The 12457-nt window shown below is 50.4% G+C and carries 11 protein-coding genes; 10 read left to right on the top strand and 1 reads right to left on the bottom strand.

The window, feature by feature from the left end; all coding sequences use genetic code 11:
* Positions 1-4: 4 nt before the first annotated feature.
* From ACQY6Y_RS00250 to recN, 4 genes are all read left to right on the top strand, one after another.
* Positions 5-298, top strand: coding sequence for an exodeoxyribonuclease VII small subunit (locus ACQY6Y_RS00250; protein WP_428378306.1), 294 nt, complete (start codon positions 5-7; stop codon positions 296-298).
* Between the two features lie 4 nt (positions 299-302).
* The gene (locus ACQY6Y_RS00245) at positions 303-1088 is read left to right on the top strand and encodes a TlyA family RNA methyltransferase (protein WP_428378305.1); all 786 of its coding nucleotides are present in this window, start codon (positions 303-305) and stop codon (positions 1086-1088) included.
* A gap of 144 nt (positions 1089-1232) precedes the next feature.
* Positions 1233-2084 (top strand): NAD(+)/NADH kinase, encoded by an 852-nt coding sequence (locus ACQY6Y_RS00240; RefSeq protein WP_428378304.1) that lies wholly within the window; start codon positions 1233-1235, stop codon positions 2082-2084.
* Entirely contained in the window at positions 2081-3721 is a 1641-nt protein-coding gene (gene recN, locus ACQY6Y_RS00235; protein ID WP_428378303.1) for a DNA repair protein RecN, read from the top strand. The genes ACQY6Y_RS00240 and recN overlap by 4 nt, the downstream gene beginning before the upstream one ends.
* Positions 3722-3741: 20 nt before the next feature.
* Here the strand turns inward: recN and ACQY6Y_RS00230 are convergent, their stop codons facing one another.
* Complete coding sequence (locus ACQY6Y_RS00230) at positions 3742-5223, bottom strand: DUF1846 domain-containing protein (protein ID WP_428378302.1); 1482 nt, start codon at positions 5221-5223, stop codon at positions 3742-3744.
* Positions 5224-5510: 287 nt separating this feature from the next.
* Between ACQY6Y_RS00230 and ACQY6Y_RS00225 the strand changes: the two genes are divergently transcribed.
* From ACQY6Y_RS00225 to ACQY6Y_RS00200, 6 genes are all read left to right on the top strand, one after another.
* Entirely contained in the window at positions 5511-7178 is a 1668-nt protein-coding gene (locus ACQY6Y_RS00225) for a CTP synthase (RefSeq protein ID WP_428378301.1), read from the top strand.
* 52 nt (positions 7179-7230) lie between these two features.
* Positions 7231-8136, top strand: coding sequence for a site-specific tyrosine recombinase (locus ACQY6Y_RS00220; RefSeq protein WP_428378300.1), 906 nt, complete (start codon positions 7231-7233; stop codon positions 8134-8136).
* 396 nt (positions 8137-8532) lie between these two features.
* The gene (locus ACQY6Y_RS00215) at positions 8533-8979 is read left to right on the top strand and encodes a division/cell wall cluster transcriptional repressor MraZ (protein ID WP_428378299.1); all 447 of its coding nucleotides are present in this window, start codon (positions 8533-8535) and stop codon (positions 8977-8979) included.
* A gap of 15 nt (positions 8980-8994) precedes the next feature.
* On the top strand, positions 8995-9951 hold the full coding sequence (rsmH, locus tag ACQY6Y_RS00210; RefSeq protein ID WP_428378298.1) for a 16S rRNA (cytosine(1402)-N(4))-methyltransferase RsmH: 957 nt from the start codon (positions 8995-8997) through the stop codon (positions 9949-9951).
* 179 nt (positions 9952-10130) lie between these two features.
* Positions 10131-10610, top strand: coding sequence for a cell division protein FtsL (locus tag ACQY6Y_RS00205; protein ID WP_428378297.1), 480 nt, complete (start codon positions 10131-10133; stop codon positions 10608-10610).
* A gap of 8 nt (positions 10611-10618) precedes the next feature.
* Positions 10619-12442 (top strand): peptidoglycan D,D-transpeptidase FtsI family protein, encoded by a 1824-nt coding sequence (locus tag ACQY6Y_RS00200; protein WP_428378296.1) that lies wholly within the window; start codon positions 10619-10621, stop codon positions 12440-12442.
* Positions 12443-12457: the final 15 nt, after the last annotated feature.

Here is a 12457-nt window from a genome sequence, read left to right as displayed (position 1 = left end):
GCCTATGGCACGCATAGATACTTCGTCTTATAAAACCTTTTCCGAAGTTACGGATCGACTTGATGAGATTGTTAAAGCGGTGCGTGATAAGGACGCATCGCTTGAACGTTCTCTCGACCTTTTTGATGAAGCAATTGCGCTTGGCTCAAAAGCCGTGGAAATGGTTGATCGCGTAGAATTTTCTGAAGAAGAGCGTAAACAGCTGAGCGGTGAAGCTTTATCTGGGGGCGAACAGTCTAGCTCTGAGCAGCAAGCATCTGATACAGAGGAAAATGCCTCTTCCGATAAGGAGGCATAACGGCGTGCGTCCGCGTCTTGATGAAGAACTGGTTCGCCAAGGCTTTTTTCGTGATACAGACGAGGCGCTTCGATCGGTGCTTGCCGGTGAAGTTTCAACTACAAATCGGCGTCTTACTTCTCCGGGTGAACGGGTGAAGCCCGGGATTGAACTTCATGTTCGTGGTCATATTCCTTATGTGAGTCGCGGGGGTCTGAAGCTCCAACAGGGACTCGATGCCTTTAACGTGAGTCCTGAGGGACTTGCTTGTTTAGATGTTGGATGTTCTACAGGAGGATTTACCGACTGTTTGTTGCGTCGTGGAGCAGCATCTGTTCTCTCGGTTGACGTAGGTTATGCTCAATTTGACTGGTCGTTAAGAAATGACCCCCGTGTTACTTTGCTCGAACGAACCAATATTTGCGATGTTGCAACACCGGAGCGTGTGGGCTCCATTGATTTAGCTGTTTGTGATGTGTCGTTCACCTCAATCCGCACCATTCTTCCTGCTGTTTGTGCACTGCTCAACGAAAAAGGAAGTTTCCTTACGTTGGTGAAACCACAGTTTGAAGCGGAGAGAAACGAGGTAGAAAAAGGCGGAATTGTACGCGATCCGGAGGTATGGCGGAGCGTTCTACAAACGGTTACGGAAGCCTTTTTAGAATCTGGCATAGCGCCGCTCAAAGTATGTGCAAGCCCCATAACAGGTCACAAAGGCAATCATGAATTCTTGCTTCTCGGCCAAAAAGGCACAGAAGCTTCAGTCCTCGATATTGACGTTGTCATACAAGAGGCACAACAATCGAATTAGTTTCTGAACGTCGCACGGAGCTATCCGGGGTAAACTTCCTATGGTAAAAAGCGCTGCTGCGTTGGCAGTATGTTATTCGTGCTGTACTTTGTTATGAGAATGAAGTATGGCTACATGAGAGCAAACTATTGAGGAGTGTGTCCTGTGAAGATACTTCTCGTGCCAAATTACTCGAGACCCGATGCAATTGATGCTTCTCGGACAATTACCAATTGGCTCGAGTCTGAAGGCGTAGAGGTTGCGTGGGCACACGATAAAAAACTTGATGCCCAAAGGCAGACAAGTGCCGAGGGCTGTGAACTTGTGGTATCGCTTGGCGGCGATGGAACGCTACTGCGTGCGGCGCGTATTGTTGGGTATGCCGAGATTCCCATCTTAGGACTTTCTTTTGGACACCTCGGGTTTCTTACCGGTGCGGGTTCAGATGATGTGATTGGTTCTGTATCTCGAGCGCTTGCTGGAGATATGCATGTTTCTCGTCGTGCTACTCTCGATGTTGAACTCGATATGGTCGATGCCCAGGGTGCTCATAGCTGTAAGCACTTCTTCGCCCTCAATGAGCTTGCGCTTACCCGAGGTGGTGAGGGCGATATGATCGAGTTTGATTTGGCGGTATCTGGCATCCATATCGACCGTTTGCGTGGCGATGGTTTTGTCGTTTCAACAGCAACAGGATCTACCGGTTACGCCCTTGCATCGGGAGGACCCATTGTGCACCCCGATTTTAGAGGAATGGTCTGTGTGCCAATTGCGCCTCATACCATCTTGGCGCGCGCCTTTTTAGCCGCTCCGTCCGATGTTGTTGAGTTGGAAATGGTTCCTGAGCGCCCTGCAGATCGCATTGCTTTTGTAGATGGACAAGTTGCTCAACGAGATGCTTTTGTTGAGCGAGCTGCAGTGAGACGTGGGCCTGGCGATATTGTGCTGCTTGATGGGGGACCATCCAATTTCTATAAGTCGGTTTCTCGTGTCTTTTACGGTCAGGTGGGCAAATGATTGATGAACTTCGTGCCTCAAACGTTGCACTTATTCGTGAGGCAGCCATAGAGCCCGCCGATGGTCTTACGGTGCTTACAGGCGAAACAGGAGCAGGTAAGACGGCCCTGTTAGGAGCACTCAAGCTGCTTGTTGGTGAGCGTGGCGATGCAGGGCTTGTGCGCGAGGGTGCCGACGCCTTGGTGGTTGAGGGTCGCGTGGTAAGCGCTGAGGATCCTGAAGGCCACATTGTACGGAGACGTGTTGCGGCGGACGGTCGTGGTCGCGTTGAGCTTGATGGCCATATGGCATCTGTTCGCGAGTTGGCAGAAGGTGTTGGTTCTACCGTAGATCTGTGCGGCCAACACGAACACCAGCGCCTGCTCACTCCAGCTACTCATGTTGAGCTGCTCGATGCCTGGATAGGATCTGTTGCTGCGCAAGCACGTCAAGCCTATATCGAAGCGCTGAAAGAAGCCCAGGATGCACATGCCGAGCTCGAACGCATTCGTGATGCGCGCCGTGCTGATAATACCCGTGTAGACCAAGCACGATTTGTGCTTGCCCGTATTGAAGAAGTGCATCCGCAAGAAGGGGAGCTTGAAGAGCTCGAAGAAACGTTGCCGCGCGCAGAGCATGCTGAAGCTCTCATGCTTGCTGCTCAGACTGCTCGAGAGGCACTTTTTGGTGATGAAGGTGCTTCCGATAAGCTATCGGACGCAATTGCCGCGCTCGAAGATGCTGCCCGCTATGATGAAAAACTTGCTACCTTTGCCGAGACATTGCAAAGCGCTCTTTTGGATATAGAAGATATTGCTGCAGCACTTCGTGATTATCAGGATACCGTCGAGTTTGATCCTCAGACGCTTGATCGTATGCAAAATCGTATGGCACAGCTGCAGGGGCTTATGCGCACCTATGGCCCGCGCATGGTTGATGTGCTGGTCAAGCAGCAAGAAGCGCGTGAATTGGTTGATGCTGCTGATAATAACGGGGAGCTTGAAGAGGCTGCCGAAAAGGCTTGTGAAGAAGCAGAGGTACACCTGAAGGCAGCTGCTCAGCATCTTGATGAAGTACGGCAAAAGGCTGCACCGCGCCTTGCGCAAAAAGTGTGTGATCAGATGCATCGCCTTGAAATGGGAACTGCAGAAATAAGCATCGATATTGAATCTTTACCGCGCGATCAGTGGGGACCTGCTGGAGCAAGCAAAGTTGAGATGCTCTACCGCCCCGCCGAAGGCATGAGCGCACGACCCTTGCGAAAAATAGCATCAGGCGGTGAGGTGAGCCGTGTCATGCTGGCATGTAAGGTGGCGCTCGGTAACGCCGATGGCGTTGACACCCTTGTCTTTGATGAAGTTGATGCTGGCGTTGGCGGAGCAACAGCGCGGGCTTTGGCACTCGTGCTTGCAGATCTTGCCAAAACGCATCAGGTGATTGTGGTTACCCACTTGGCTCAGGTGGCTGTAATGGGTACGCGCCACTATTTGGTGCGTAAACATACGGACGCGCTGGGTATTCCTGAAACGGAGATTGTTGAGCTTGCTGGGGAAGATCGCGTGAAGGAAATAGCTCGAATGCTTTCCGGAGAGATATCTTCTTCATCACAAGATCTTGCACGACAGATGCTTGAACAAGCCCAACAATCAGATGAGTGAGTGGGTCGGCGGCCCCTCGGCTAATTCCTGATGTGCCAGCCTTTTTCATACTTCGGTTCGCAGCATATATTTATGCCAAGGCGGCGATAGGTTTCCTCATCACGAGCAGAAACGATGACGGAGAAAAATGCATCGCAGCCGCGGAGCATCTTGAGGCCTCCTAGTACCTTTGCTGCCAGCTCACTGGTGGCAGAGCTGATAGAAAGGGCGATGAGTGTCTCATCAGGATGCAGGCGAGGATTGCGTGAACCAAGACTCTTGGTCTTGAGCCGCTGAATAGGCTCAATGGCTTCATCAGTAATAACCTCGAGCTCCATATCTACACCAGTGGCCGCTTTCAGGGCATTCATGAGAAGAGAGCTTGCAGCGCCAAGGCGAGTGGAAGTTTTGCCGGTTACGATGGTGCCGTCAGAAAGCATCATGGCGCCAGCGGGCAAACCGGTGGTTTCCTCTTTAAGAAGTGCTGCGGAACGTGCAGGGGAGAAGTCTTCATTGATGCCGGCTTTTTTCATGAGATTGAGCAAGCGATCCACTTGTTCTTTTCCCATACCAGTGCGTTTGAACTGCTCAGCAGCTTGGAAATAGCGACGCACGATCTCCATTTTGGCCGCCTGACAACATGCCTCATCATCGATAATGGCCATGCCAGCCATATTGACGCCCATATCAGTAGGGCTTTGATAAGGGCTTTCACCCATAATGCGTTCCATCATGGCTTTAAGGACCGGAAATGCAGCCACATCGCGGTTATAATTCACCGTCGTTTGACCATGTGCTTCAAGATGGAACGGATCGATAATGTTGGAGTCGTCCAAATCTACCGTCGCTGCTTCATAGGCAATATTGACGGGATGATTGAGTGGCAAATTCCAAATGGGGAATGTTTCAAATTTTGCGTATCCTGCGGCTACACCATGGCGATTCTCGTGATAGAGCTGAGAAAGGCATGTGGCAAGTTTTCCCGACCCGGGGCCTGGGGCTGTTACTACTACAAGCGGGCGTTCGGTTTTGACAAACTCATTTTTGCCATAGCCATTTTCTGAAACGATTAAATCAATGTTGTGTGGATAGCCGTCGATAGGGTAGTGCAAACAGCACGGTACACCAAGCTCACGAAGGCGGCGACGAAAAACGTCGGCAGCAGGCTGAGAAGCATATCGTGTAAGTACGACTGAGCGGACAAGAAGACCTTTGGAACGGAAAATATCTGCAAGGCGCAGCGCCTCTTCGTCGTACGTGATACCCAAGTCACCGCGGACTTTTCCACGCTCAATATCTTCGGCGCTTACTGCAATGAGTATTTCCATGTCGTTTGCAAGAGCAGAGAGCATGCGAAATTTCGTATCGGGCTCAAAGCCCGGAAGCACTCGACTTGCATGGTAATCGTCGAATAATTTGCCACCAAACTCGAGGTAGAGTTTGCCACCAAACTGAGCAATGCGTTCCTTAATGCGGGCAGTTTGTAAGGAAATGTATTTCTCGTTATCAAAGCCCGTGCGCATGCTCTAAATCCTTTCACGAAGAGGTTTTACCTGTATGTATAACAACCGATAGTGTAGCTGACAGAAACCATCGAGAAGGACTTATTTTAAGCCTGCCATGGTATAAGCGGGCTATTGTAAAAGGAATGCTTGTAAAGCTCCATGAGTTCGAGGACATGCAGTGGAATAAAAATGTGGGTATTGTTACATGCTAAAGACTATCGGCAATTGACGCGGCTGACGGTGTTTGTGCGCGCTATCATGAAGACCCGTGGAAGTGGTTGGTTCTATCTACGGGAAGGTCTTTCATGACAAAACATATCTTTGTAACCGGCGGCGTTGTATCTTCTTTGGGCAAAGGTATTACCGCGGCATCTCTTGGACGTTTGCTTAAGTCGCGTGGCTATAAGGTCATGATGCAAAAGGCCGATCCCTATCTCAATGTCGATCCAGGCACCATGAGCCCGTTTCAACATGGCGAGGTTTTTGTCACCGAAGACGGCAAAGAGACTGACCTTGACCTGGGTCATTATGAGCGCTTTATCGATGAAAACCTTACGCGTTCTTCCAACTTTACGACCGGTGCTATTTATCAATCGCTGATCAATCGTGAGCGTGCCGGAGATTTTCTTGGCGGAACGGTACAGGTAATTCCTCATGTTACCAATGCCATTAAAGAGCGTTTTCGTCGTATTGAGGAACAGACGGGTGCCGATGTTGTTATCACCGAGCTCGGTGGCACGATTGGCGATATTGAGGGCCAAGCGTTTGTCGAGGCAATTCGTCAATTTCGTAAGGAGAAGGGCGCACGCGACTGCTGCCTTATCCATGTGAGCTTAGTTCCTTATATTGCCGCCGCCCATGAGGTGAAGACCAAGCCTACCCAGCACTCTGTTCGCGAGTTGCGTTCTATGGGTATTCAGCCAGATTTTATTGTTTGTCGTTCTGATCATGAGGTCGATGCTGACATTCGTGCCAAGATTGCAAGTTTTTGCGATGTGGATGAGGACTGTGTTTTTGAGAACTCAGACCTGCCGTCGATTTATGACGTGCCGGCACATTTGGCTGATCAGGGCTTCGATCTCAAAGTGTGCGAGCGCTTGGGCATGGATCCGCATGAAAGCCATATGGAGCGTTGGCATGCTTTCACCAGTGCCATGCATGAGGCAAACAAGAGCGAAGACACTACCAAAATTTATGTAGTGGGCAAGTATACGCAGCTTCCCGATGCTTACCTTTCCGTTATTGAGGCCCTGCATCACTCTGGAGTGGCCTTTGGCCGTCATGTTGACATTGAACTTGTTGATGGCGAGGCTCTTAACGACAGCAATGTCGAAGAGGTGCTTGGGGGCGCAGATGGCATCTTGGTGCCCGGCGGCTTTGGTTTGCGCGGTATAGAGGGCAAAGTCTGTGCAGTTCACAGAGCTCGCACGCTCAAAATTCCTTATCTGGGCGTATGTCTCGGCTTGCAGGTGGCAGTATGCGAATTCGCACGCAATGTCTGTGGGCTTGAAGAGGCAAGCTCGGCAGAATTTGATCCGGATTGCCCCTATCCTGTCATCGACCTCATGCCCGATCAGGAAGAGATAACCGACAAGGGCGGCACCATGCGACTCGGTGCTTATCCTTGTAAGGTTATTCCAGATACTCTGGCAGCTGAGGCATATAACGAGAGCTTGGTCTACGAGCGCCATCGTCATCGCTTTGAGGTAAACAATGCGTATCGTGATCGCTTGATTGAGGCAGGCTTGAGGATTTCTGGCCTGTCTCCAGACGAGCGTCTTGTTGAGATGATTGAGCTGCCCGAAGAGGTGCATCCTTGGTTTGTGGCAAGCCAGGCGCATCCTGAGTTTAAGAGCCGTCCCGATCGTCCAGCTCCGCTCTTCCGCGAGTTTGTCCGCGCGGCCATTGCGCACCATGAGGGCATTGATCGCCATGATGTGACTGCCTATGCACATACGGGTGAAACTGAATAAACTAGATAACGAATCTCTTTGGTTGTCGTCGTATAAGAAGGTTTGCTGCCGTATGGATCTTGCTCGTGCGCGTGAGGAATATCTCAGCTATCTCACGGTTGAGCGGGGCAGTTCTTTGAACACGATCGAATCATACGGACGCGATCTCACACGGTATATTACCTACCTTGCTGAGCAGGACATTCATAATCCAGATGACGTAACTAGAAACATCGTTGAGGCCCACATCGCAGCATTGCGTGATGTGGGCCTTGCGCCATCTTCTGTGGAACGAGCCCTGTCTGCAATTAAAGGGTTTCATCGTTTTATGGTGGCAGAACAAATTACTAAGAACTTTCCTACGGCAGAGCTTCCACTCCCTAAAGCTCCAGAAACACTTCCAGATGTTATTTCTCCCGAAGACGCCATGCGCCTTTTGGATCAACCGTTTGGCACAAGATCTACCGATATGCGTGATCGTGCCATTCTTGAGGTTTTGTATGGCTGTGGTCTACGTGTTTCAGAGCTCTGCGGACTTGATCTTGTATCGGTTTCACTTGCCGATGAAATTGTTCGTGTTTTTGGCAAGGGCTCAAAAGAGCGTTTAGTACCTCTTGTTGGGACTGCCAAGGGCGCTCTTACAGAGTATTTAGACAATGCACGTGGCGTGCTTGCTTCACAACGCTCGGGCGGAGCAGTTTTTCTCAATGCGCGCGGTGGGCGTATAACCCGCCAAGCAGTGCATATGATTGTTGCAAAGCGCGGGCGGTTAGTCGGACTCGAAGGTCTCCATCCTCATACGTTGAGACATAGTTTTGCGACTCACCTCTTAGAGGGTGGTGCTGATTTGCGTGTTGTGCAAGAGCTGCTTGGCCATGCAAGTGTCTCTACCACACAGCTTTACACCCATGTTGATAGAACACACATTCGTATGACATACCTCTGCGCGCATCCACGCGCTCACGAAGAAAAGCTCTAACTCTTAGCTCACCATCACTTAAACATTGAGGCTTAGCAACATTTCATGCCATACGTAAATGATTGCGTATGGTCTTACTTACCGGCATTTACCTGGTGAAATACTATTCCATGGATGAATAACTTCTCCTCTCACCATGCCTGACCAGGGGATTCACCACACCGACACAATTATGTTCACCGGAAGTTGAGGGTTTGTTCCGCTCTAGTGTCTAGAGACGGTGACAACCCCAATATCTGGTGGGGGTTGCCAACAGATTGAAAGATCCTAAACCATTGAAGGGACAAAAAATGTCGGATTGTGTTTTCTGGTGGGGCAAAGTGTGGCATTTGACGTATAGTAGTCCCACGCCTCACCAGAGGACACCTGTATTCGTTCGGGGAAGGAGGGGACAACATGTTGCTGGGCACCTTTCCGATGACGGTAGATGCCAAAGCGCGTGTAACGCTTCCCGCCTCGTTTAGAAAACAGATGGACAAGAAGATCGTACTTGTTCCCTACGGTGATTGCGTGAATGGCTTTACCCCTGAGGGGTTTAATTCCTGGATCGAATCGCTCTTTGAGCGGGACGGTCAGGGTTTTAATCCCCGCAACCAGGCTGATAAACGTCTTCGAGTTGGCATAACCGCCAATTCCGTTGAGGTTGATATCGATTCGGCCGGGCGAGTTGCGCTTGGCAAAATCGATAACGCTCGGCCTGGAAGGCGTCAGAAGCTTGGACTCGAAGGTGACGTTGTGGTGATTGGCGCTTATGACCATTTCGAGGTTTGGAATGCTGAGAAATGGAATAAAGCTCAGGAAGCCTTTGATGATGACTTTGAGTCTTTGCTCTACGAAAAATAAAAAGGGGGAAGCGTCTTGACAGAGGAATACCGGCACGTACCCGTGATGCTTCAAGAGGTTCTGAACGCATTGGACCCTCACAAAGGAGACATCGTCTGTGATTGCACGTTAGGGGGAGCTGGCCATACGGTCGCTCTCGCTCAGCGTATAGCGCCAGATGGTCTCTCTATTGGCATCGATCAGGACGATATGGCTCTTACCGCAGCAACCGAGCGTTTTGAGCGCGAGGTTCCAGATGGGAACCATCTCTTCCTTAAAGGAAATTTTGGCGAACTCGACGATCTTCTCGTTGAGGCAGAGATAGACGGGGTCGATTGTTTCTTATTTGACCTCGGTGTTTCTTCGCCACAGCTCGACATTGCCGAAAGGGGCTTCTCATATAACGAGGACGCTCCGCTCGATATGCGCATGTCTCCGGATGTATGTACCACAACCGCAGCTGAGGTCATTAACACCTATAACGAAACCGACCTCATCCGGATTCTGCGAACCTACGGCGATGAGCGGCATGCATCTCGTATAGCACGAGAAATTGTACGCCGTCGAGCAAAACAACCAATCCAAACCACATTTGAATTGGTTGACGTGGTTAAAGCAGCCATTCCTGCAGCTGATAGGCGTCACGGTCATCATCCAGCACGCAAGACCTTCCAAGCCTTGCGTATTGAGGTGAACCATGAGCTTGAGGTGCTCGAACGTGGTTTGCGCGCGGCAGTGCGCTGGCTTAACCCTGGCGGGAGGATCTGTGTTATTAGCTACCACTCGCTGGAGGATCGCATCGTCAAACACGTCTTCTCCGAGCTCTCTCGCGGCTGCACTTGCCCACCAGATTTTCCGGTGTGCGTGTGTGGAAATGTGCCGGCACTTCGCGTGAAGACAAAAAAGCCCCTCGTTGCATCTGACGAGGAGGTGCGCTCAAACCCACGAGCGCGAAGCGCAAAGACCCGTGTCGCCATAAGATGCGAGGTTTAACGACAAAGGTCTTTGCTCAAACAGGCACCAAGGTCTCAGGACCTCGTGCATAAAGGGAAATGCACCACTACCGTACTACGACGAAGCTTAAACGCACAACCATCGCACTATTTCGCACCACTCGGTCTTAGGTGACCGGCCGGAGTTGCTTGTTAAGCGACTTGCACGAAGGGGAGATCATGAGATACCAAGGCTCCGAGGCTCAGCGTCTCGAGACCGCCGAGAGGAGGCGGTCACAACATACTGTAGAGCGTATGCCACTTCGACCGTCTTTCGAGGTAGTCGAGGGCGCGGGACTTGATGCTAGGGTCCGTGAAGGGGTTTCCCCTGAGTTTTTGCTCCGTGTTCGCGTGGTGCTCATCGCAGTTGCCATCTTCATAGTTTTGGGATTAGCCCGTGTAGCACTCTATTCGGCGACAGTAAGTAGCCTTACTGCCAACGAAGACCTTCGCACACAAATTGCTTCTGCACAGGCAACAAAAAGCGATCTTCAGATAAGCGCATCGACGCTTTCAAGTTCAACACGTATCGATAGGATCGCTACACAAAACTACGGCATGGTGGCTCCTACAGAGACAGAAAAGATTACGCTTGAAGATCAGGCTGCATCCTCTTCGACATCTACGGCGGATGGGGCAACTTCTTCTACTCAGCAGTAGGAAACAGTATGTCTAGGCAAGACCAGCGCCCCACTCCTCGCGGAGGGCGTAATCGCGCTACAAATAATTCTCGTTCATATAGAACAACACGATCAACCCGTGGTTCCTCCTACGATGAGTCTCCACGGGTTACTTCTCGTGGTGAAGTGAGACCAGCTGCAGGCCCTGGTCCATCAAAGGGTCCTGTCGTCATTATGGCGATGCTCTTTTTTGCACTTGTAGTGGTTGGCATTCGTCTTATCGATCTGCAAGTTATTGAGGCAGGCGATTTAGTAAACAAGATGGAGTCGGCGCGATCGGGTGCGGTTGCTATTACGGCAAAACGCGGCACTATTTATGATCGCAATGGCAATGTGCTGGCAACTACGGTTGATTGCAAAACAGTAGTTTGTAATCCGCAAGAGGTGAGCGATGTTGAGGCGACAGCTCGTATTCTTGCGCAAGATCTTGGTGGTCGTGCAAGCGACTTTACCGAGGCACTTTCAGGCGATTCTCAGTATGCCTATATCAAGAAGAAAGTTGATACCGATCAGGCTGATAAGCTCAAGCAGGACTTAGAAGATGCTGACCTGACTGGGATCTACTATGAAAACGACACCAAGCGCGTATATCCCTACGGCAATGTAGGTGGCCAGATCCTTGGTTTTGTAGGTGACGATGGCCATGGTCTGTCAGGCATAGAACTGACTTATGACGATGTGCTATCCGGAACTGATGGACAAATGTATGTTGAGCGAGGTGCCGATGGCACTCCTGTTGCTGGCGGTGCCTATGAAGTGGAAGACGCCATTGATGGGCAAGATGTTGTCCTATCGATAGATGTGAATATTCAACAGGTTGTTGAAGAGCAAATTCAAGAAGGTGTGGAAGAGTACAAATCTGATTCCGGCTCTGCTTTGGTTATGAACCCGCAAACAGGAGAAGTGCTTGCTGCTTGCTCAACTCCATTGCTTGATCCGACCGACCAGTCAACGATTACCAATGAAGCCATGCAGCTCAAGCTGGTTACGAATTCGTATGAGCCCGGCTCAATTATGAAACCGATCGTTATGGCCATAGGACTTGATGCAGGAACAATTACTCCTACAAGTACCTTTACGGTACCACCAAAGATACAGGTTGGCGACGATCTGGTGGGCGATGATGATGAGCGCGATTACACCATGGATATGGATTGCACGGAAATCTTGCGGCGCTCTTCAAACACCGGCATGATTTTGGTTGGAAGAACATTGACAGCAGAGCAATTTGCTGAAGGTATGACTAAATTTGGCATTGGCTCGACTACCGGTATAGATTTTCCTGGCGAACAAACAGGCATCGTAACAAGCCTTGATGACTATTCATCAACCACACAGGGAACTATGTCGTTTGGACAAGGTGTGGCCATACCAATGATTCAAGTCATTCGTGCTATGGCAGCAATTGCAAACGATGGTGTTATGACAACCCCACATTTTCTCATCTCAAAAAATGGCGAGACTGTTGATTGGAGTGAGGGGGATACCCGTGTCGTTTCCTCGGAAACCTCCGATGAGGTTGTCGATATGATGCGCGTTGTTGTAAATGAGGGCACTGGTGTGGCTGCTCAGGTTGAGGGTTATGATGTTGCTGGTAAGACCGGTACTGGAGAACAAGCTGGAGAAAACGGCTACGAGGATTTCTACTACGTAAGCTCCCTCATTGGTTTTGCAAATGCAGATGATCCGAATGTTATGGTTTATGTAGGATTAAATGGAACTGCATATCTTGCATCTTCTTCTGCAGCACACGTTTTCTCGGCTATTATGTCAGAGGCCCTCACCGACACAGGTGTGCAGCCTACGTCGTAATAGCTCAAAGAGGAG

The sequence above is a fragment of the Olsenella sp. Marseille-QA0557 genome (genome assembly GCF_965119725.1).
Classification (GTDB): domain Bacteria; phylum Actinomycetota; class Coriobacteriia; order Coriobacteriales; family Atopobiaceae; genus Coprovicinus; species Coprovicinus avistercoris.
This window is presented reverse-complemented; position numbering and strand designations above follow the sequence as displayed.

Coding starts and splice junctions, on each gene's coding strand:
- ACQY6Y_RS00225 (WP_428378301.1), top strand. CDS start 5,511: ATGACAAAACATATCTTTGTAACCGGCGGCGTTGTATCTTCTTTGGGC.
- ACQY6Y_RS00230 (WP_428378302.1), bottom strand. CDS start 5,223: ATGCGCACGGGCTTTGATAACGAGAAATACATTTCCTTACAAACTGCC.
- ACQY6Y_RS00205 (WP_428378297.1), top strand. CDS start 10,131: ATGAGATACCAAGGCTCCGAGGCTCAGCGTCTCGAGACCGCCGAGAGG.
- ACQY6Y_RS00250 (WP_428378306.1), top strand. CDS start 5: ATGGCACGCATAGATACTTCGTCTTATAAAACCTTTTCCGAAGTTACG.
- recN (WP_428378303.1), top strand. CDS start 2,081: ATGATTGATGAACTTCGTGCCTCAAACGTTGCACTTATTCGTGAGGCA.
- ACQY6Y_RS00200 (WP_428378296.1), top strand. CDS start 10,619: ATGTCTAGGCAAGACCAGCGCCCCACTCCTCGCGGAGGGCGTAATCGC.
- ACQY6Y_RS00215 (WP_428378299.1), top strand. CDS start 8,533: ATGTTGCTGGGCACCTTTCCGATGACGGTAGATGCCAAAGCGCGTGTA.
- ACQY6Y_RS00220 (WP_428378300.1), top strand. CDS start 7,231: ATGGATCTTGCTCGTGCGCGTGAGGAATATCTCAGCTATCTCACGGTT.